Genomic DNA, 18,870 nt, shown 5'->3' with positions numbered 1-18,870 from the left:
GCCGGCACCGGGTGACGGCCCGACCGGACGTTCCCCTTCACTGCGGCGCCGGTGTCGCCGCCATGGCCGTGCGTGAATCGTCGTGGCGCCGCCGCACCCTTCCCGGGCAGCCACACCGCCTCCACGCGCAGTGACGCGTCGGCACCCGATGCCGGGCGACGGACGAGTCGCCGACGGCGTCGTGACCAGCTGCCTGAACCGTGGCAAACACCGGCCGGGCGGCGTTCGTGCCGTGAGTCGGTCATCAGCCGAACGCGGACCGACGCATGCTTACCCGCACTCACGCCACCCTCAGGTCCCGTCCTGAGGTCTGTTGATCCTCCTGGGAGGATCGGTACAGTGGGATGTCGAGTGGTCAGAGTCGGCTGGCGACGGTCGGCAGGCTACTTGCGGCTCACCGGCCCCGGCGGGCCGAGAGGCGCGAGCGCCGGATCCGACCCCATCCCTAGGAGCGATTCATGACGGCCCGCGTCCCTGCGGTGGCTTCGACCGCCCGCATCATCGAGCGGATCGCCGCGGACTGGCCCGAGCCCGTCTCGCCGCGGGTGCTCGTTTCCGAGCTGAACATGAACCGGAGCACCTGCTACAACATCCTGGCGACCCTCCAGGACGCGGGGTGGGTTCGTTCCCTCGGGGATCGTGCCGGCTGGACGCTGGGACCACGGCTCCTGACACTCACCGGAGTCACCGACGACGTGGCGTCGGCGATCGTCCGTGAGGAGATCGACCAGTCGGCCCGGCGGCTCGGTTTCGTCGTCTTCGCCGCGGAACCGGACGGGTCCGGCGGGTACGTGGTGGTGGCGCGTGCCGAGCACCGGCGTGGGATCCGGGTCACGGTGGGCGTCGGCGAGTACTTCCAGTTCTCGGCTCCCGCGCTCATGTACGCCTTTCACTCCTGGTCGGACCCCGAGACGTTCAGCGACGAAATCGCCCGTGTGGGCGTCAACGCGTTCACGCCGAACACGCTCACCGAACGCGCCGCGATCCTTGCCGAGGCCGAGCAGACTCGCGGGCGCGGTTTCAGCGTCAGTCTCCAGCAGTACGACGTCGCGCAGAGCGGGGTGGCGGCGCCCGTCTTCGACCGGCACGGACAGGTCGCGATGGTCTTGTGCTGTCTGGCGTTCTCCTCCGAGCTTCGCCGGGACAACGTCGAGGCTGTCGGGCGGCTCCTGGCCGCGGGTGGCCTGCGCGTGACCGAGCGGCTTGGCGGCCGTGTACCCGGGGAACCCACAGAGACGGGCCACAAGGGAAGCCTCCAGAGCATTCACGAACAGCAGGATGCCGCACCGGCATGAGCAGCGGCCGGCAGCTGCAGGAGGACTCTCCAACGCGGTTGCCCCAGGCCCTTCCCCGAGTACTCCCGGGCGGGTCCGTGCGCCTCGAGCCGTCCGCGACGAACTCCGACGTCCCCGCCGTCCCAGGGCTGTGTTCAGGACTGTCAGGACTCCGAGGCCGGTGAGCCCTCTGCGGCTGTCCGCAGGTGGGTGAGCACGGTCGGCCAGATCTCGCGGTTCTGGATGAGACTCATGTGCCGTGTCCGGTCGAGGACGATGAGCCGGGAGTCCCGGATCCCGCGGTGAAGCGCCTGCGCCATCGGGGGCGGGGTCGCGTAGTCCTCGTCCCCGACGAGCACCAGAGTGGGTGCCGTGATGTCACCCAGGCGTCCGCTGTCGTCGTAGCGGCCCAGGGCACGGCAGGCAGCGGCGTGCGCGGTGGAGTCGGTGTCGACGAAGATCGCCGAGATGCGATCGACCTCGGCAGGGTCCGACTGCAGGAAGGCCGGCGAGAACCAGCGGTCGTGCTGGAACTTCAGCTGCCGCTCTCGCGGGGTCTCCACAACGTTCACGGCGCGCCCTTCCCAGGCGGCCTCCTTGCCGGGGCCGTAGTCGGCGGTCGTGTCCGCGAGTACGAGGCTGGTGACCAGGTCGGGGCGACGCACGGCCAACGCGGTTGCGGCGCAGCCGCCCATGGAGAGGCCGAGCACCGCGGCCGGCGCCCCCAGGTGCTCGAGCAGCGCGGCGTTGTCGGCGGCCATGTCCTCGACCGAGAAGTCGGTTCCGTCCCAGGCCGAGCCGCCGTGTCCGCGGGCGTCCGGTGCCACGACGCGGAAACCGGAGGAGAACTCCCGCATCAGAGGTCGCCAGAACTCGCCGGCAAGCGCAAGGGGATGGAGCAGCAGGACGAGCGGCCCCTTGCCTTCCTCTACCCAGGTCTGCTCACCCCAGGAGGTCCGCAGACTCATCATCGGCTCCGTTCCGCTGCGAGACGCACAGCCTTCATGAGTTCTGGGTAGGTCCCACACCGGCAGATGTTTCCCTCGAGATGCTCGGCGATCTCGTGGTCCGAGGGGTTCGGGTTGTCCTTCAGCAGTTCCTTGGTCATGAGCACGAACCCGGGAATGCAGTAGCCGCACTGCATCGCGTTGCTCTCGACGAAGGCGGCCACGACGACGTCGTCCTCGGCCAGCCCGTCCGCGGTCGTGATCGCCACCCCGTCGTAGCGCCGGGAGTTCGCCAGGCACGCGGAGACACTCCGGCCGTCGGCGAGCACGGTGCACGCACCGCATGCCCCGACGCCGCAGCCCTCGCGTGCCGAGGTCACGCCCACCCGGTTGCGCAGCGAGTCGAGGAGGACCTCGTCGTCGCGCACCTGTATGGGGTGCGAGTCGCCGTTCACGTTGAGCTTGATGGCCTTCACCGGGCGTTCTCCTCGATACCTGCCAGTACGGATTCCGGGGTCAGCGGCAGTCTGGTGAGCCGGATGCCGCACGCGTCTCGCAGCGCGTTGGCGTAGGCGGGCGCGACCCCCAGGATTCCGCTCTCGCCGACTCCCTTGGCTCCGAAGGGGCCGTCACGGTGGGGAGCCTCGACGACGATCGGGGTCATCTTCTCGGGCATGTCCCGCATGGAGGGCAGCTGGTAGTCGAGGAGGGTCGCGTTGATCATCTGTCCGTGGTCGAACACGAGCTGGTCGAAGAGCGCGTGTCCGATGCCCATGACGGCGGCGCCGGTCAGCTGCTGCTCGACAAGAGTCGGGTTGAGCGCCTTCCCCACGTCGGCGGCGACCGCGAGGTGCTGGGTCCGGATCCGGCCGGTCCTGGTGTCGACGCCGATGCGCACTGCGACGGCGCTCGCGAACCAGTGCTCGGTGACCTTCTCCGACAGGCCGGTGGCCTTGTCGTAGGGGTGCCACCAGCTGTTGAAGTTCGACGTGGTGGTCAGGGTCGCGCCCCGGGCACCGAACGTGCGGTGGACGAGTTCGGGCAGCGTCATGGTGAGCTGTCCGTCGATGCTGATGCCTCTGGACGTCAGCGAGATCACTTCGGGTGATGCGCCGGTCTGCTCCGCGGTGATTTCGATCAACCGGTCACGCATGCGCTCGGCGACCAGGCGTACGGCGTTGCCGGTGTGGTAGGTGGATCGGCTGCCGGCGGTGATCGTGTCGTAGGGGGTGGCGTCGGTGTCGGCCTGGACGACGTGGATCAGGGTGGAGTCGATCCGGAGGACCTCGGCGGCGACCTGCGCCATGATGGTGTCGGCGCCTTGCCCCATCTCGACGGTGCTGATCAGCAGGGTCGCCGATCCGTCCTGGTTGAAGTTCAGGGTGGCGTTGGCAACGGTCGGGGTGAGCACGGCCTTCATGCCGACCGCGATGCCCTTGCCGTACCGGATCGGTCCGTCGTCGGCCGGTGTCGGGGCGTCCCACTCGATGGCCTCGGCGACAGCGTCCAGACAGGACACGAAGTCGGCGCTGTGCATCTTCGTTCCCATCGTCGCGATGTCGCCTTCGCGAAGAAGATGGCGCTTGCGAAACCGGTACGGGTCCTCGCCCAGCTCATGGGCCAGTTCGTCGATGAGTGTCTCGTGGGACCAGGTCACCTGAGGCACGCCGAAGCCCCGGAACGGGCCTGCGGAGACCTTGTTGGTGTAGATGCACCGTGACCGGACGCCGACGTTCTCGATCCGGTACGGACCGGGGACGACCATTCCTGACTTCGCGGCGATGCGGGGCCCGACGTCAGCGAACGCGCCGGTGTCGTAGCGGACGTCGGCGGTTGATGCGACCAGGTTCCCGTCGCTGTCCGCGGAGAGGGACCCGACGACCTGCGCGCCGTGCCGCGTGGTCAGGAGGAACGCCTCCTCGCGGGTGGTCGCGATGCGGACCCGGCGCTGGAGCTTCCACGCCAGCGCTGCCGCCAGCGGTTCGAGGCGGTCGTACATCTTGGCGCCGAACCCGCCCCCGAGCGCGCGGGTCCGGACCCGGACCCTGGCCAGCGGGAGGCCGAGCAGGTCCGAGGCGGTCTGGCGCACGTAGGAGGGTGTCTGCGTGGTGGTGAGGATCTCGAGCCGTCCGCTGTCGACCCAGGCCGTGGTGACCGGGAGTTCGATGGTGACGTGGTGGGTGGGGGGTGCCCAGGTGGTGGCCTCGACGGTGGTCGCGGCCTGTGCGCGTGCCTTGGCGGCATCGCCCTTGATCTGCCGGTACTCGTAGTTGACGTTGGTGTCGCGAACACCGGAGAGATGGGCGAGGTCGGCGAAGACCGAGGACGGGCGAAGCTCGGCGTGCACGAAGCCGGTGCCCTCAAGTGCGGCGTCGATGTCGTAGACCGCGTCGAGATCCTCGTACTCGACGTGGACCAGGTCGGCGGCCGCGCGCGCCGTCGGCTCGTCGTGCGCCAGGACGGCGGCCACCGGCTCACCGACGTGCCGCACCTTGTCGACCGCCAGCGCCGGCTGGTCCGCGAACGCCGGGCCCGTGTACAGCCGTTCGCCGTACTCGGCGAAGAGGTCTCGGCCGGTGACGACGGCGATCACGCCGTCGACGGCTGCGGCCGCGTCCGTGTTGATCCTCGTGATGACGGCGTGCGGCCGGGTGCTGCGACAGATCGCGACATGCGCGGTGTCGGTCGCGACAGGCTCGTCTCCGACGTACTTGATGGTGCCACGCACCCGGCCGAGGGCATCGAACCGCATGCGTCGTTCGCCCACACCCCACAGCGGGCCCGGGTCCGTCGGCCGTGCCGGTGCGTCTTCGCACGCTGTGGCCGTCGTGGAGTCCGTCGACGCCGGCTGCTTCTCATCCACCTCAGGCATGGGCGAGCTCCTTCATCACTGATCGAACGCCTTCCTCGACGGCGATGCGGCCCAGGTGAGCCTTGTAGCCGACCGAGCCGCGCACGTCCTCGATCGGGTCGATCGCGGTGTCGGCGATCTCGAGGGCGGCGTCGACGACCTCTTGCTCCGACATGTCCTGGTCGATGTCCAGGGCCAGGTACCGAGTGGTGGGGGCGAGCGCGCCCAGGCCGAGGCGAAGCTCGGTCAGCTCTCCGGGAACGGCGAGCACCGCGACCGAGGCGCAGGGCCAGTCGTTGGCGGCCAGGCTGCTGTACTTGACGAAGGTGCCGCGAGAGTCCTTGCCCTGTTTCGGGATCCGGATCGCGGTGATCATCTCGTCAGCTCGAAGGTCGGTGACCTGGAAGTCGACGAAGAACTCGCGGACGGACACCTCGCGCGTACCACTCGTAGAGGTCAGCTCGACCATGGCGTCAAGGACCACGAGCGCGGTGGGCGGGTCGAGACGGTAGTCGCCGTGCGCGAGGTTGCCGCCGGCGCTCGCGGTGTTCCGGACCCGGGGGTTGGCCACCTTCGCATACGTCTGGGACGCCAGCGGCAGCTGGGAACGAACGCGGGGGTCGGTCTCCATCTGACGCAGCGAGACCAGAGGGCCGACCTTGATCACCTCACCCTCGTCCACGATGTCGCCCAGGCCCGGGATCCGGCCGATGTCGACGAAGTGGTCCGTGAAGAGGATGCCCTGCTTGAGCAGGATCTGGATCGCGGTCCCGCCGCCGTACACCATCGTGTCGTCGAGTTCGGCGAGGAGGCCCACTGCCTCTGCCAGCGTCTGCGGTACATGGAAGGTGGACATCAGCTGCGACGCTCCCGGCCACCCAAGATCACGCCGAAGGCGAACGCGGCGGCCGCGACGGCGATCAGGAACGGAAGGTCCTGCTTCCGGTCGACCGGTCCCGTCGGCACCGGCACGGCGCTGAGTGTCGTCCCGTCGGCACTGACTTCATGCGGGACGCCGGCCATGACGTGCGTTGCCACCGTGCCGCCGGTGTTGGTCGTTGCCTTCGTGCCCTGGCGATGCGGGATCGGCTGACCGGTGCACACTGCCGCGAGCGCCTCGGAGAACTGCCTCTCGACCTCTACGCTGCGCCGACGGATGACCGGCTCCCCGAGACGTCCGAGCTTGCCCCACATCGCCATCTCGAGCTCGTAGGTGACCCGCGAGGCGTCGCCGAGCGGCGCGATGGTCATGCGAGCGTCGACCTTGATCGTGCTGCCCAACCGTCGGTCCTCGCCCTTGAGGACGGCGGTCACCGTGGAGCCGCCGGGCTGCTCGGCCAGGTTCTCGACCGAGGCGATCTCGGCGGTGAAGCCGGCCTTGAACTTCACGTGCGCGATCTCGTTGGTGAGCGTGCCGCGGAACGTCTTGTCATCGACCTGCTCGAGCTCCTCGCAACCGGGCAGACACTCACGCATCGTGGCCGGATCGAAGAACAGCGAAACGACCTTGTCGGGCGTTGCGGGTACGTCGAACTGAGAAGAAAGCTTCATCGCCAACCCATCTTTCATATCCCCTATAGAGGACGCTAAGTCCTCCATGTAAGACAGTCAACAGAGGGTCCGGCAACAACGGACGAGCGGCTGTCGGGGCTGCGAGGCACTGCCGTGGCGCAGCGGACGCCGGCCTCGTCGAGGCCGGCGTCCGCATGCCCTCCCCACATGTGACCGAGCACCTTCCGGCGACCGGGTGGGTGCGCACGGCCACCTGGCGGCCTGCCGATCCGCACGGCCACCAGGTCTGGGGTCGGCGCGTGGCCGCCGGCCGGTTCGTTTCGCAGGGAATCACGTCACCACGCGGACGCGCGTGCCCGGCGACGTGAGCTCGGCCCACTGTCGCGGACCGGACCTCAGGCGATTGTCATCCCGCCGTCGACCGCGAGCGTCTGGCCGGTGACATAGCCACTGGCGTCACTGGCAAAGAACACCAGCGCTGCGGCGAGTTCTCGCGGGTCTCCCTTTCGGCCGCTGGGGATCCGGGACATCTGGGCGTCCAGGTAGCCAGGCGGGTACTGGTCCGTCATCTCGCTTGCGAAGAAGCCGGGGGCGAGGGCGTTGACCCTGATGCCCTTGCGGCCGGTCCACTGCTGCGCGAGGTCACGGGTCATCCCGATGAGACCCGCTTTGGACGCCGCGTACGCGGCCTGCGGGAGCCCTGCCGTCGTGAGGCCGAGGACGGAGGAGATGTTGATGATGCTCGACCCGGGCTGCATCGTTCTGCCACAGGCCTGCGCCATCCAGTAGCAGCCGTTGAGGTTCACGTCGATCACGTGGCGGAACTCTCCGGGACTTTCCCTGACCGCAGGCACGGCGGTACCGACACCCGCGTTGTTGACCAGGACGTCGACCCGACCGAACTGTGCCATGGCATGGGCGACGAGGCTGTCGCAGGAGGCAGGGTCGGCGACGTCGGTGGCGACGGCAAGCGCTCGGCCCCCGGCCTGCTCCACAAGTCGGGCGGTGTCGCCGAGCCGGTCGGCACGACGCGCTCCGAGGACGACATCGGCTCCGGACTCCGCGAGAGCCTGTGCGAACGCGACTCCCAGACCGCTCGAGGCCCCGGTGACAATCGCGACCTTGCCGTCGAGGCGGAAGAGGTCGAGGACGGACGCTGTCGGCATGAGTGCTCCGTTTTGTCGATGGCTCAGAAGCGGGTGGTGATCTGGTGGGCGAGCTCCAAGAACCGTGGCACGGACTCTGCGGCGGTGTCGAAGCCAGTGCCTACGCCCGCTCCCGCGCGGCGTCGGTGGTCGATGCCAGCTGCGATGACGGCGACCTTGAAGTACGCGAGGGCGCGGTGGAAGTCCCAGTGTTCGAGGTCGTGACCACTCGCCGCCACATATCTCTCCGCCAGCTCGGCAGGCCCGGGCAGACGGCTGCTGGTCCAGGCACTCGGCACGCCCACGATGGGGTCGAAGGCCGGATCGCGGTAGGCGCACATCATGGCGACGTCGGCGACGGGATCCCCGATCGTGGAGAGTTCCCAGTCGACGATGGCAGCCACGCGAGCATGTTCACCGCCCCCGGTGACGAGCGTGTTGTCGATGCGGTAGTCGCCGTGGACGATCGAGGTCCGCCGCTGCTCGGGGAGGTTGTGTTCCAACGCCTGGACGATCTCGGAGGCGATCGCCGCCGGTTCCGCCGATCCGACGATCTCCCACTGCCCGCGCCAGCGTCGCAACTGGCGGGCGGCATAGTTGTCGGGGCGCCCGAAGGTTCCGAGGCCGACAGCGACGTGGTCAACCCGGTGCAACGCCGCGAGCGACGCGACGATGTGGTCGACAACGGCGGCCAGACCGTCGTCGCCCAGAGCCGACAGGTCCGACCGGGTGCGGTACGACCGACCCTCGACGAAGCGGCTGACCGTGAACGGAACGCTGAGCAGGGTCTCATCCTCGTGGAGCAGCACTGCCTGGGCGACCGGCACCGCAGTGCAGGCGAGTGCGGCCGTCACCCGGTGCTCGCGGGCCACGTCATGCGCCGACGGCGTGCGCCCCACGCGGGGAGGAGTTCGCAGCACCCACCGGGTCCGCCCATCGGTAAGGACGTAGGTCAGGTTGGACCGGCCGCCCGACAGCAGCGATGAAGTCAGTACGTCAGCGGGTTCCGCTCCTGCCGCTGCCATGACGCGCGCGACGCCCGCCAACTCGGCGGGCGTCGGCTGTACCGTCGCGCCGGTCATCCGGCTGCCACGATTCGTCGTACGGCGCGCTTCGCGATGGACCAGCGATGGGTCTCGGACGGTCCGTCGTAGATCCGAAACGCGCGGATCTCGCGCGCGATCTTCGCGACGGGCAGGTCACGCGAGACGCCGAGCCCACCACACATCTGGACCGCTCGGTCGGCGACCCGGTGCAGCGCTTCGCCGGCGAAGGTCTTGGCGATCGAGGTGCTCTCGGACGCCCGGCCACCGGCATCCAGCTGACGGCAGGCCTCAAGCAGCAGCGCGCGCGTGGCGGCCAGATCGATCTCGTTGTCGGCGATCAACTGCTGCATCATCCCGAGGTCGGCGAGGCGTGATCCGAACGCCTCGCGTCCTGCGACGTGCGCGACCGCCGTCTCGTGAGCCCGGCGGGCGGCGCCCGACCACCGCATCACATGTGTCATCCGGGCCGGACCGAGCCGCACCTGGGCGTACCGGAATCCCTCGTCCACGCCACCGAGGACGTCCTCGTCGGGCACGAACACGTCGGTGAAGGTCAGCTCACAGTGGCCGCCGAGCATCGAGCGGTCCACCGTTCCGATGTGGCGTGTGACCTCGATGCCTTCGCGGTCGGCCGGCGCGAGAAGCATGGTCGCCCCGCCCGGCCCGCCGGGCTCGCCGCTGGTGCGGGCCATGATGATGAAGAACCCGGCACCGTCGGCACCGGTGATGAACCACTTGCGACCGTTGACCACCCAGCCGCCGTCGACCTTCGCCGCCGCCGTCCTCAGCATCGTCGGGTCCGCCCCGGCGCCCGGCGCCGGCTCGGTCATGGCGAAGGCGGACCGCACCTCTGCGCGAACGAGCGGACCCAGGTACCGCTCCCGCTGCGCGGATGTCGCGACCTCGTCGAGCAGGTGGACGTTGCCCTCATCAGGGGCGTTGATGTTGAGGGCCATCGGCCCGAACAGCGACCGGCCCGCGGCCTCGAACACGGGGATCCGGTCGATCATGCCGAGGCCCAGGCCACCGAGATCCCGCGGTCCGTGGGGCGTCAGCAGGCCGCGCGCACGGGCCAGGGCCTGCAGCCGGGTACGCAGTGCCTCACCACCAGCCGCGTCGATGTCGCCGTCGTGTTCATCGTCGACAGGCAGCACATGTTTCTCCACCAGCTCTTCGACGGCAGCGACCAGCTTCTCGATCTCGGACATCGGACGCCTCCTCACCGACCGACCGAGCGCTCGCTCGGTCGTATAGACGGTGCCATATGTTGCTCCACCGGTCAAAGCTCAGCGAGCCTCGACCAGCGCGCGGCATAGACCGAGCTGCCCACGCACCAGTGCACTGATCGCGTCGCCACCGCCAGGCCGGTACCAGGAAGCGACGCCGACGCACAGCACCGCGACCGCACGCGCCGCCTCCCGCGGGTACGGCGTGGCGAACACGCCGCGATCACACCCCGACGCGATGCACGCCTCGAGCATCGCCTGCTGCTCGTCCCGCAACGCCACCACACGTCGGCGGTTGTCGGGATCGAGACCGCGCAGCTCGGTCGAGGCCACGAACGCCTCTTCCCGCCGCTCGGCGTGGAACCGCACCAGCTCACTCACCAGAGCGTCGAACCGTGCGGAGACATCGGCCTCGTCCACCGCGTCGACAGCCGACCGGGTGCGCGTCAGCAACTCGCCCAGCACGGTGACCATCAGGTCGACGAGCACATCCTGCTTCGACCGGTAGTGGTGATACACACCCGGGACCGACAAGCCCGCGTCGCGGGCGATCTCGCGGATGGTGGTGCCGTGATATCCCTGCTCCGCGAACAGACCGAGAGCGGCCTTCAGGATGCGCGACTCACTTCGGACGGTCGACGGCGTGCTTGCGGGCATGCCCGAACTCTAGACGAGTGATCCCCAGCTGACGGCGCTTCGGGAACGCGGACAAGGTGTCCCCGGCCGTTCTGTGACGAGTGACCTGGACTCTGCTCACCTGGACTCCGCGTGAAGATCGACGGACGAAGCAGTCTGCCTCGCCAGAGCCCAGGGGCTGCCGGAATTCTCCTCGGAGTCCGAACGACGGCGATTCCGTACCGAGCCGGTCGGTGCGGCTCACCGGCGTGAAGACCGTTGCCGCTGGGCGCTGTTGACCGCGTCGGCCGACACGGCGGGCGCGTGGAACTCATCGGCACACCGCACCGTCACCCCCGCATCACCCTGCCTCGTGGGCGGCCCTGCCTGTGCGCGTCTACACAGCGCGACGGGACAGGAGATACGCCCGATGCCGTCGTAGCGCCGTGGTGTGTCAGGTGTTCCAGGGGTCCGCTCGCAGGTGGCGGTCGAAGAAGCGCTCGATCAGCGCGGGGGTCAGCTGTACGGAGCTCTCGGCATCCGGGGAGTGTGAGGACCGCACTGTGGCCGTCATGGGGTTAAGGTCCCAGGCGCCGGTGTTGAGGAGGCCGTGGTCGGCGCCGTGCACCAGTAGCAGATGGGACTCGGCGTCCGCGGCGACCAGGGTGTCGTGGAGGCGGCGGCTCTGGGCCGGGCCGATGAGCAGGTCGGCGTCGCCGTGCAGGATGAGCACGGGCGGCACTCCCGGATGGGCCTGCCGGACCGGGCTGGCCTCGACCGCGGCGGCGGCCCGGTCCGACGGCCGGCCGCCAAGCAGACCCCAGGCCGGATCGGTGGGATCCACGCCCAGCATTCCTCCGGGCAGCGCGTCCTCGTTGAGCCGGAGCAGATCGGTCGGGGGATAGCCCGCCACCACCGCGCGTACGCCGGGCGCCGCGGGGGAGCCGTCGGCGTCGGTGGCGAAGGCCGTGAGCAGTGCGAGGTGCGCACCGGACGAGCTGCCCCACAGACCGATCGACGCCGGGTCCAGGTTGTGGGTGTCCGCGAGGCCGTGCAGGTGGTCCAACGCGGCCTGGACGTCGTGCAGTTGCGCGGGCCAGACGGCGACCTCGGAGGAGCGGTACTCGATGTCCGCCATGGCGTATCCGCGTTCGGCGAAGAGCCGGGGCAAGTGCGGCCCGTAGCCCCGGCGTTGATGGCGCCAGCCGCCGCCGGGCAGCCACACGATCACGGGGGTGGGTGACGTCGCGCCCGTCGGCAGGTACAGGTCCATGCGCAGATCCGTGCCCGGTGCCGCGCCGTATGCGATGTCGCGAACCACCCGCACGGGAGTCGGATCGACGCTCTCGGGCGGGAGCGGTGCCCGGCTGAGCCCTTCCATGAAGCGGCCCATGACGGCGGCGTTGTTCGCCGTCACGGTCGTCGGGTCCGAGGCGTGCGGCTGCTGTCGGGCCTCACTGGTCACCGGTTGGTCCTGTCCTGGTCAGGGCGAGAAGGGGGAGGGTGCGACGCTTGTGTGCACGGTGTTCGTCGAGCCGCTGCCGGTAGTGCGGTGCGAGCCTGTCCGGGGTCCAGTCGAAGTCGTCCGCCAGCCGCACGTCGACCGCGGACACACCGGTCAGAGCCGTGAGCCGGATCTGGGCCTCGGTCGCGAACGAGCCGATGAGCACGCAGCTCGGCTCGGTCACGCCGACGGTGACCGCGATGCGCTGACCGCCGGCGCCGTCGTCCTGTACGCGGATGTCACCGACGAGTCCCATGTCGTCGAGTCCGGCGGGGACTCCCGCGGTGATGCTGCACGGATCGACGATCTCGTTGAGCGTCGCGCGGACCTGGGTTTCTGTGACCGTCATCGTGCACCGGCCAACACGTCGTCGACCGGGGCGACCCGTCCGCCCCACGGCTCCTGGAGTTCGGTGGTGTCGAACTCGTCGCCGCGGATGCGCGCGCGGAGGTCCTTCTCGTCGATGCCGTGCATCCGCAGGAAGTTACGGCCGAGAATGTCGGCCTTGATCTCCTTGGTGAGCTCGGGCAGCCCGTACTCCTCGATCAGGTCACGGGGCATCTCGAAGTTCCAGAAGGCCTCGATCGCCGGCCGGGGGTGGACGGCGTCACAGCCGGTCGCCCAGATGATCCGCTCGGCGGCACCGGCCTGCAGGAAGGCGCCCATCGCCTGGGCGAAGCGGCGGGGCGCGTAGACCGCCATGAACGACGTGGCCTCCAGGTTGACCCATATGTTGCGGAAGGACTCCAGCTGAAGGGCCGTCTCCTCGACGAAGGCCATGCCTCCGTGGACGACTTCGAAGGTGAGGTCGGGGAAGGCCAGCGCGGCGGCTTCCACGTCGCTCATCCCGAGGGCGGAGGTCGGCCCGGGCCCGACCGGGAGGGCCTTGTGGATGGCCACGACCTTCAGACCGTGCTGCCGGGCCCGCTCGAACAGTGGGAAGCAGATCTCCGGGTCACCCATGTCCAGCGCGGTCACCCGGCCCTCGACGACGTCGATCGGATAGAGCTTGAGGGCGTTGACCCGGTGCTTCTCCACCAGCTCGTCCACCCGGTCCAGGGCGCCGGGACGCAGCGGGGACACCGCGCCGTAGATCAGCACGCGCTCCGGCCACTTCTCGCGCATCTCCAGGCCGAAGCCCAGCGCCGATCCTCCGTCCCGGAAGTGGCCGTAGATGGGTGTCTCGTGGTAGGCGATCACGTCGGTCTGGCTCTCGGCGAGCAGGGCCCGGCCGATGATGTCCGCGCCCGCGCCCTGCATGTAGGTGGAGCGTTCGAGGGTGTACTCGGGGCCGCTGACCCGCTTGTGCAGGCCGTAGAGGTGCTCGCCGATGGCCGCCCCGATGTGCGGGTTGACGCAGTTCTCGGGCCGGAAGTTGTAGTTGTGGGCCACGCCCTCGACGACGAGGAAGTCCTCGATCATGGTCGTTCTCCTTTGGTGTCACGGGTTGCGGGGGCGCTCACGTGATCAGGTCCTTAAGGCCTTCCAGGGCGCGGGAGGCGAGTCGTTCGTCGGTCTCGGCGTCGGCTCCGCCGACGCCGACGGCACCGATGACCTCGCCGTCGTCCACGGTGATGGGCACCCCGCCCGGTACGGCGAGGAGGGCGGCGTCGACGAGGTGCACGGGCGCGACCGCCATCGCGGGTGACGCGGCGAGGGCGGCGAACTTCGAGGTCGGCAGGCCGGTGACGGCGGCGGTGTAGGCCTTGCGGCGCGCGGTCTCGATCCCGATGGGGCCGACGCCGTCGTCGCTGAGCAGGACCTTGGTGATGCCGCTGCGGTTGACGACCGCCACGCAGATCCGCGCCCCCTCTGCCCGGGCCGCCTCCAGCGCGGCCTCGGCCGCCCTGTACGCGATGGCGTACGACAGTGGTTCCCTCATCCCGCGGTCCTCTTATGGAGCGGGGCAGCGGAGGCTGCCGGGATCCCGCGGATCAGGTCCGAGGCCTTCTCCGCCACGGCGATGACGGTGGCGTTGATGTTCGCGCCGGGCACGGTCGGCAGGACCGACGCGTCGACGACACGCAGCCCGTCGACGCCGCGCACCCGCAGCTCGGGGTCGACGACCGCGGTCTCGGAGGTTCCGATGGCGCACGTGCCGCAGGCGTGGTTGGCGGTGTAACCGGTCTCGCGCAGATAGCGCTCGAAGTCGGCGTCGGTGCGCACGTCGAGGCCTGGTGCGAGCTCCGCCCGGATCATCGGCGAGACGTCCGGGCTGCGCAGGACGGCCAGCGTGGTGCGCACGGTCTCCCGCAGCGCGGCGACGTCCTCCGGCTCGGTGAGCAGGTTGAACGTGATCCGAGGCGGGGCGGCCGGGTCGGCGGAGCCCAGCCTGACCTCGCCGCGGCTGCGGGGGGTCGCGACGGCGTTGAGCGCCACGCAGTGCCGGTCCTTGAGCGGCCGTATGCCGGGGAACCACGGCCGGGCGTCGAAACCGCCGCCCAGGATGCCGAGGAACCCGTCGGGACGGTCCAGGTCGGGGCGGGTGCGAATGTACGCGGAGAGGAACTCGGGCATCCCGGCCAGCGGACCGTCCCCCGTGAGGAGCCAGCGGAGCGCGCCCACCGCCGCGCGGTCGAGGCGCAGGTGCTCGTGGAAGGTCACCGGATCCTTGACGTCGAACAGCACGGGAGCCGCCGGGTGGTCCTGGAGGTTGGCGCCGACGCCGGCCAGATCCGCCACCGGTTCGATGCCGTGCTCGCGCAGCTGATCCGCCGGTCCGATGCCCGAACGCATCAGCAGCTGCGGCGAGTTGTAGACACCGGCGCAGACCACGACCTCGCGGGCGGCCCGGATCACCCGGCTCTGTCCGCCCTTCACGACACGGACGCCCGTCACGCGTCCCTGGTCGAGCACCAGCGTGTCCACCAGCACCCCGGTGAGCAGGGCGAGGTTCGGGCGCTGCCGCAGCGCGGGGCGCAGGTACGCGGCGGCCGTGCTGTGCCGTCGCCCGCGGTGGATGGCGTTCTCGACCTGGCCCGCTCCGGTGGGGTCACCACTCTGGGTGTCGTCGGGGAACTCGATGCCCAGCGATCGGGCTGCGCGGTCCAGACGGCGGCCGAAGGTACCTCGGCGGACCGTGGTCGACACGGTGACGGGTCCGTACCCGCCGTGGTGCTCGGTGTCCCCGCGCCAGCTGCTCTCCGAACGGCGGAAGTACGGCAGCAGGTCGTCCCAACCCCAGCCCGTGGCACCGGACTTGACCCAGTCGTCGTAGTCGAGGCGGTGCGCGCGGACGTGGGTCGAGCCGTTGATCGATCCGGTGCCGCCGACCAGTCGGCCACGCGGGACCGGGATGCGCCTGCCGTTCAGGCCCGGCTCGGGCTCCGACTCGTAGCCCCAGCCGATGTCCTCGCGTCCCGACAGCAGCCCGACCCCGAGGGGCAGCTGAACGAGCAGATCGCGGTCCGCAGGCGGGCCGGCCTCGATCAGCAGCACCCGTGTTTCGGGGTCCGCGGACAGGCGCGCGGCGAGGACGCAGCCGGCCGTACCCGCACCGACGACGACGTAGTCGTACGTGGAGCCGTGCCCGGCGCTCATGCGGAGGGTCCTGCGGAGTGTCCGGACATCTCGTCTCCTTCGGCTCTGGAGGGAACGCGCGCTGGAGGAGCTGCGGAAAATCGCGGGGGAGGCGGTCGCCGGCTCGGCACGTTCTCAGGTGTTGTCGCGAGGTGCGGCGGAGTCCGCGAGCGGGTCGTCACCTCGGTGCCGGGTCACCGTAACAAGGGTGTCCAGCGATCCGACAGGGGTCTGCAAGTAATTCATCAAAGCAGGTCGGGGGCATTGACAGTTTTTCATCAGAGCCGTACAACGGCATGAACGCCTCATAGGTACACACCGCTCGCCGTGCCTGTCCGTCCCTGTCCGAGAGTGCCGGAAGAGCCGCCGCACGCTCGTGCCGTGACACCTCGCGACAGCGAGAGAAAACCTCGACCGCGGGCTGCCGACCCCTTCGAACGGCCCTCGTCCACGCGTCCCCACTGCCTCAACGCCGAGGAGATGGTCCACATGACCGACACGACCGTGCCCGACACGGGAACCGGCTACGGCCGTAAGCCCTCCTCCCACGACGCCCGCCTGACCGAGGTCGGCCCCGGCACCCCGATGGGCGAGGCGCTGCGCCGCCACTGGCAGCCGATCGCCAGCTCCACCGCCCTGACCAGCGACGTTCCGCACCGCGTACGCCTGCTGGGCGAGAACCTGATCGTCTTCCGGGACGGACAGGGCCGCCCCGGCGTCGTCTTCGAGCGATGCGCGCACCGCGGCAGCAGCCTCTTCTACGGCCGCGTCGAGGCGGACGGCATCCGCTGCTGCTACCACGGCTGGAAATTCGACGTGCAGGGCCACTGCCTGGACCAGGCCTGCGAACTTGACGGCGGCAAGCGCCGCGATCTCGCACGTCAGCCGTGGTATCCGGTGGAGGAGGCCTACGGCCTGGTCTTCGTCTACATGGGTCCGCCCGAGCTCAAGCCCCCGCTGCCGCGCTACGACAGCCTCGAACCCCTGGGCGAGGGCGAGAGCTACCACACCAGCTGGATGGTGCCCGGCGCCGAGGTCATCGGCCTGGAGCAGGACTACAACTGGCTCCAGCTGTTCGAGAACGCCGTCGACCCCGTGCACGCGGCGTGGCTGCACTCCAACCACAGCGGGTTCCAGTTCCAGGGCACCGGCACGACCGGCTTCCCCGAGCACTACTACGACCACCGCACCGCCGCCGAGCGCACCACCTACCACCGCACCGACAACGGCGTGAGGTACATCTGGCGCTACCAGGACAGCAAGGGCGACGCGGGCGCACCCGTCGACCTGGAGTGGTCCGTGGAGTGCATGCTGCCCAACATCATCGCCCTGCCCGACTTCATCCGCTCGACCCCCGACGTCCGCAACGACATGCTGATCTGGGTGGTCCCCGCCGACGACACCCACCACCGGCTGGTGTTCTCCATCCGCTCCGCCGACGCCGAGCGGGCCACGTCCTTCATGTTCGGCATCAAGCAGAACGGCCAGGACGGCTGGCAGCTGAGCGAGGAGGAGAAGCAGCGCTTCCCCGGCGACTACGAGGCCCAGTGGTCGCAGGGCACCATCACCCAGCACTCCGAGGAGACCCTGGCGTCGTCCGACAAGGGTGTCGTCATGCTCCGGCGCATGCTGCGCACGATGCTGGACGACGTCGAGGCCGGACGCACCCCGCTCTGCGTCGCCGCCCCCGGTGAGCCGGTCCGCCGCGTGGAAGCAGGCCTCTCCACCCGGCCGAAGGACTCCACAGGAACGGACCGGGCGGCCGTGCCCACGGCGGCGGGGGCGTGACCGAAGCGTGAGCACCACTTGGACGGACGCGGTCGTCGTGGCCCGGTACGACGCCACGCCGAGAATCGCGGTCTTCGACCTCGCCCGGGCCGACGGCGATGAGCTGTGGGAGTACGAGCCCGGTGCCCACATCGACGTACAGCTTGGTACGGCGGGACTGATCCGGCAGTACTCCCTGTGCGGCCATCCGGACATCCGCAAGCAGTACCGGCTCGCGGTCCTCGACGAGCCCGCCTCGCGCGGGGGTTCACGCGCCATGCACGCCCTCGCCGAGGGCGACACGCTGCGCATCGCCGCACCGCGCAACCGCTTCGGCCTGACGTCCGCGCGCCGGCACGTGCTGCTCGCGGGCGGCATCGGCATCACCCCGCTGCTGTCGATGGCCCAGAGCCTCGACGCCACCGGGGGCGACTACCGGCTGCACTACTGCGCCCGCAGCCGGAGCGAGGCCGCCTTCCTCGCCGACCTGGAGAACCATCCGCGGGTCACCCTCCACTTCGACGACGAGCAACCGGAGCAACTTCTCGATCTCGGACGCGACTTGGGGGACCCCGCTCCCGGTACCGCGGTCTACGTCTGCGGTCCCGGCGGGTTCATGGACTACGCGCTGGGGCGGGCGGCCGAGCTCGGATGGCCCGCGTCCGCCCTGCACAAGGAGCGCTTCAGCGCCTCGCCCCCGGCCGCGGCCGAGCCCGGCGGGGGAGGGGAGGGTGGATTCACCGTGCGCCTGTCCTCCTCGGGAGCGGAGTACCTCGTCCCCGAGGACCAGAGCGTCCTGGACGTCCTGCTGGCGAACGGTGTCGAGGCGCCCAACTCGTGCGGACAGGGCATCTGCGGCGAATGCGTCGTGCGGGTGCGCGCCGGTGAGCCCGACCATCGGGACGAGGTCCTGACCGATGAGGAGCGCGGGGAGGGTCTGTTCACCCCGTGCTCGTCCCGGTCGAAGTCCCCGGTCCTGGAGCTGGAGCTGTGACCAACTCGTCTACCGGGGCGAAAGGCCCCGCCGCCGCTGCCTCCGCGGCTGCCCCCGTCTCCACATCCGCTCCCGCCACGGTCGAGGAGGCCGAGGCCGCCTGGCTCGCCGCGCAGACCCTCCCGGAACCGGAACCGGCGCTCCGCGCCCTGCTGCATCCCAGCTGCGTGATCGTGCACTCGGCGGTGGGCCACATCCACGGCGTGGACGACTGGCTGCGGTACGCAGCACGCCTGGGTCACACCAGTCAGGTGGACACCCATGACGTGACCGTCCAGCATTTCGGCACCACGGCCGTGGTCAGCTGTCTCCAGGAGATGTGGGTCGCCTTCGTGCCCGAGCTGGCCCCGTTCGTCATCCAGGCCGCCGTCACCCGGGTCTGGACGCGCTCCCCGTCGGGTGGCTGGCAGCTGGCGCACCTTCAGATGGCCCGGCGGCTGCCGCCCGGCTGAGCGGCGTACGGACTCCCG

General features: G+C 69.9%; 18 protein-coding genes. 4 read left to right on the top strand and 14 right to left on the bottom strand.

The annotated features are described in order from the left end of the window. The first annotated feature begins 458 nt into the window (after window positions 1-458). Complete coding sequence (locus ACIRRY_RS14125) at window positions 459-1,295, top strand: IclR family transcriptional regulator (protein WP_403971857.1); 837 nt, start codon at window positions 459-461, stop codon at window positions 1,293-1,295. 143 nt (window positions 1,296-1,438) lie between these two features. Here ACIRRY_RS14125 and ACIRRY_RS14120 read toward each other — a convergent pair whose 3' ends face one another. The 14 genes from ACIRRY_RS14120 to ACIRRY_RS14055 all read right to left on the bottom strand — a co-directional run bounded on the left by ACIRRY_RS14120 (window position 1,439) and on the right by ACIRRY_RS14055 (window position 15,660). Then, the gene (locus tag ACIRRY_RS14120; RefSeq protein WP_403971855.1) at window positions 1,439-2,242 is read right to left on the bottom strand and encodes an alpha/beta fold hydrolase; all 804 of its coding nucleotides are present in this window, start codon (window positions 2,240-2,242) and stop codon (window positions 1,439-1,441) included. Next, window positions 2,242-2,697 carry a (2Fe-2S)-binding protein gene (locus ACIRRY_RS14115; protein ID WP_403971853.1) on the bottom strand — a complete coding sequence of 152 codons (456 nt, stop codon included), beginning with the start codon at window positions 2,695-2,697 and terminating at the stop codon, window positions 2,242-2,244. Before ACIRRY_RS14115 ends, ACIRRY_RS14120 begins: the two co-directional genes overlap by 1 nt. Continuing rightward, on the bottom strand, window positions 2,694-5,093 hold the full coding sequence (locus ACIRRY_RS14110) for a xanthine dehydrogenase family protein molybdopterin-binding subunit (protein ID WP_403971851.1): 2,400 nt from the start codon (window positions 5,091-5,093) through the stop codon (window positions 2,694-2,696). Before ACIRRY_RS14110 ends, ACIRRY_RS14115 begins: the two co-directional genes overlap by 4 nt. Then, complete coding sequence (locus tag ACIRRY_RS14105; RefSeq protein ID WP_403971849.1) at window positions 5,086-5,928, bottom strand: FAD binding domain-containing protein; 843 nt, start codon at window positions 5,926-5,928, stop codon at window positions 5,086-5,088. The genes ACIRRY_RS14110 and ACIRRY_RS14105 overlap by 8 nt, the downstream gene beginning before the upstream one ends. Then, window positions 5,928-6,623, bottom strand: a complete 696-nt coding sequence (locus ACIRRY_RS14100) for a CoxG family protein (RefSeq protein ID WP_403972277.1) — start codon at window positions 6,621-6,623, stop codon at window positions 5,928-5,930. Before ACIRRY_RS14100 ends, ACIRRY_RS14105 begins: the two co-directional genes overlap by 1 nt. Window positions 6,624-6,979: 356 nt before the next feature. After that, a complete protein-coding gene (locus tag ACIRRY_RS14095) occupies window positions 6,980-7,750 on the bottom strand; it encodes an SDR family NAD(P)-dependent oxidoreductase (protein WP_403971847.1) in 771 nt (256 codons plus the stop codon). Window positions 7,751-7,773: 23 nt separating this feature from the next. After that, a complete protein-coding gene (locus tag ACIRRY_RS14090) occupies window positions 7,774-8,811 on the bottom strand; it encodes a phosphotransferase family protein (RefSeq protein WP_403971845.1) in 1,038 nt (345 codons plus the stop codon). Further along, window positions 8,808-9,983, bottom strand: a complete 1,176-nt coding sequence (locus ACIRRY_RS14085; protein WP_403971843.1) for an acyl-CoA dehydrogenase family protein — start codon at window positions 9,981-9,983, stop codon at window positions 8,808-8,810. Before ACIRRY_RS14085 ends, ACIRRY_RS14090 begins: the two co-directional genes overlap by 4 nt. 78 nt (window positions 9,984-10,061) lie before the next feature. Next, window positions 10,062-10,658 carry a TetR/AcrR family transcriptional regulator gene (locus ACIRRY_RS14080; RefSeq protein ID WP_403971841.1) on the bottom strand — a complete coding sequence of 199 codons (597 nt, stop codon included), beginning with the start codon at window positions 10,656-10,658 and terminating at the stop codon, window positions 10,062-10,064. Window positions 10,659-11,070: 412 nt separating this feature from the next. Further along, entirely contained in the window at window positions 11,071-12,081 is a 1,011-nt protein-coding gene (locus ACIRRY_RS14075; RefSeq protein ID WP_403971839.1) for an alpha/beta hydrolase fold domain-containing protein, read from the bottom strand. After that, window positions 12,071-12,469: a metal-sulfur cluster assembly factor gene (locus tag ACIRRY_RS14070; protein ID WP_403971837.1), complete on the bottom strand. Its 399-nt coding sequence runs from the start codon at window positions 12,467-12,469 to the stop codon at window positions 12,071-12,073. Before ACIRRY_RS14070 ends, ACIRRY_RS14075 begins: the two co-directional genes overlap by 11 nt. Continuing rightward, entirely contained in the window at window positions 12,466-13,542 is a 1,077-nt protein-coding gene (locus ACIRRY_RS14065; RefSeq protein WP_403971835.1) for an amidohydrolase family protein, read from the bottom strand. Before ACIRRY_RS14065 ends, ACIRRY_RS14070 begins: the two co-directional genes overlap by 4 nt. A 37-nt stretch (window positions 13,543-13,579) precedes the next feature. Next, a complete protein-coding gene (locus tag ACIRRY_RS14060; protein WP_403971833.1) occupies window positions 13,580-14,002 on the bottom strand; it encodes a heme-binding protein in 423 nt (140 codons plus the stop codon). Continuing rightward, window positions 13,999-15,660 (bottom strand): GMC family oxidoreductase, encoded by a 1,662-nt coding sequence (locus ACIRRY_RS14055; RefSeq protein WP_403971831.1) that lies wholly within the window; start codon window positions 15,658-15,660, stop codon window positions 13,999-14,001. Before ACIRRY_RS14055 ends, ACIRRY_RS14060 begins: the two co-directional genes overlap by 4 nt. Window positions 15,661-16,128: 468 nt before the next feature. Between ACIRRY_RS14055 and ACIRRY_RS14050 the strand changes: the two genes are divergently transcribed. Genes ACIRRY_RS14050 through ACIRRY_RS14040 form a run of 3 tightly spaced genes read left to right on the top strand, consistent with a single transcriptional unit; the run spans window position 16,129 to window position 18,852 of the window. After that, on the top strand, window positions 16,129-17,427 hold the full coding sequence (locus tag ACIRRY_RS14050) for a Rieske 2Fe-2S domain-containing protein (protein WP_403971829.1): 1,299 nt from the start codon (window positions 16,129-16,131) through the stop codon (window positions 17,425-17,427). A 7-nt stretch (window positions 17,428-17,434) separates the two neighbouring features. After that, window positions 17,435-18,400 carry a PDR/VanB family oxidoreductase gene (locus ACIRRY_RS14045; protein WP_403971828.1) on the top strand — a complete coding sequence of 322 codons (966 nt, stop codon included), beginning with the start codon at window positions 17,435-17,437 and terminating at the stop codon, window positions 18,398-18,400. Continuing rightward, window positions 18,397-18,852, top strand: a complete 456-nt coding sequence (locus ACIRRY_RS14040) for a nuclear transport factor 2 family protein (RefSeq protein WP_403971827.1) — start codon at window positions 18,397-18,399, stop codon at window positions 18,850-18,852. Before ACIRRY_RS14045 ends, ACIRRY_RS14040 begins: the two co-directional genes overlap by 4 nt. Window positions 18,853-18,870 lie beyond the last annotated feature (18 nt).

The sequence above is a fragment of the Streptomyces sp. NPDC101776 genome (genome assembly GCF_044766845.1).
In the GTDB taxonomy this organism is placed as follows: Bacteria; Actinomycetota; Actinomycetes; order Streptomycetales; family Streptomycetaceae; genus Streptomyces.
Note: the sequence above shows the minus strand (reverse complement) of the source record. Positions and strands in the feature narration are given on the sequence as shown.

What these genes read in the sequence shown, in the direction of transcription:
- ACIRRY_RS14125 (WP_403971857.1), top strand. Translation starts at nt 459, where the DNA reads ATGACGGCCCGCGTCCCTGCGGTGGCTTCGACCGCCCGCATCATCGAG.
- ACIRRY_RS14120 (WP_403971855.1), bottom strand. Translation starts at nt 2,242, where the DNA reads ATGAGTCTGCGGACCTCCTGGGGTGAGCAGACCTGGGTAGAGGAAGGC.
- ACIRRY_RS14110 (WP_403971851.1), bottom strand. Translation starts at nt 5,093, where the DNA reads ATGCCTGAGGTGGATGAGAAGCAGCCGGCGTCGACGGACTCCACGACG.
- ACIRRY_RS14105 (WP_403971849.1), bottom strand. Translation starts at nt 5,928, where the DNA reads ATGTCCACCTTCCATGTACCGCAGACGCTGGCAGAGGCAGTGGGCCTC.
- ACIRRY_RS14100 (WP_403972277.1), bottom strand. Translation starts at nt 6,623, where the DNA reads ATGAAGCTTTCTTCTCAGTTCGACGTACCCGCAACGCCCGACAAGGTC.
- ACIRRY_RS14095 (WP_403971847.1), bottom strand. Translation starts at nt 7,750, where the DNA reads ATGCCGACAGCGTCCGTCCTCGACCTCTTCCGCCTCGACGGCAAGGTC.
- ACIRRY_RS14090 (WP_403971845.1), bottom strand. Translation starts at nt 8,811, where the DNA reads ATGACCGGCGCGACGGTACAGCCGACGCCCGCCGAGTTGGCGGGCGTC.
- ACIRRY_RS14085 (WP_403971843.1), bottom strand. Translation starts at nt 9,983, where the DNA reads ATGTCCGAGATCGAGAAGCTGGTCGCTGCCGTCGAAGAGCTGGTGGAG.
- ACIRRY_RS14080 (WP_403971841.1), bottom strand. Translation starts at nt 10,658, where the DNA reads ATGCCCGCAAGCACGCCGTCGACCGTCCGAAGTGAGTCGCGCATCCTG.
- ACIRRY_RS14070 (WP_403971837.1), bottom strand. Translation starts at nt 12,469, where the DNA reads ATGACGGTCACAGAAACCCAGGTCCGCGCGACGCTCAACGAGATCGTC.
- ACIRRY_RS14065 (WP_403971835.1), bottom strand. Translation starts at nt 13,542, where the DNA reads ATGATCGAGGACTTCCTCGTCGTCGAGGGCGTGGCCCACAACTACAAC.
- ACIRRY_RS14060 (WP_403971833.1), bottom strand. Translation starts at nt 14,002, where the DNA reads ATGAGGGAACCACTGTCGTACGCCATCGCGTACAGGGCGGCCGAGGCC.
- ACIRRY_RS14055 (WP_403971831.1), bottom strand. Translation starts at nt 15,660, where the DNA reads ATGAGCGCCGGGCACGGCTCCACGTACGACTACGTCGTCGTCGGTGCG.
- ACIRRY_RS14050 (WP_403971829.1), top strand. Translation starts at nt 16,129, where the DNA reads ATGACCGACACGACCGTGCCCGACACGGGAACCGGCTACGGCCGTAAG.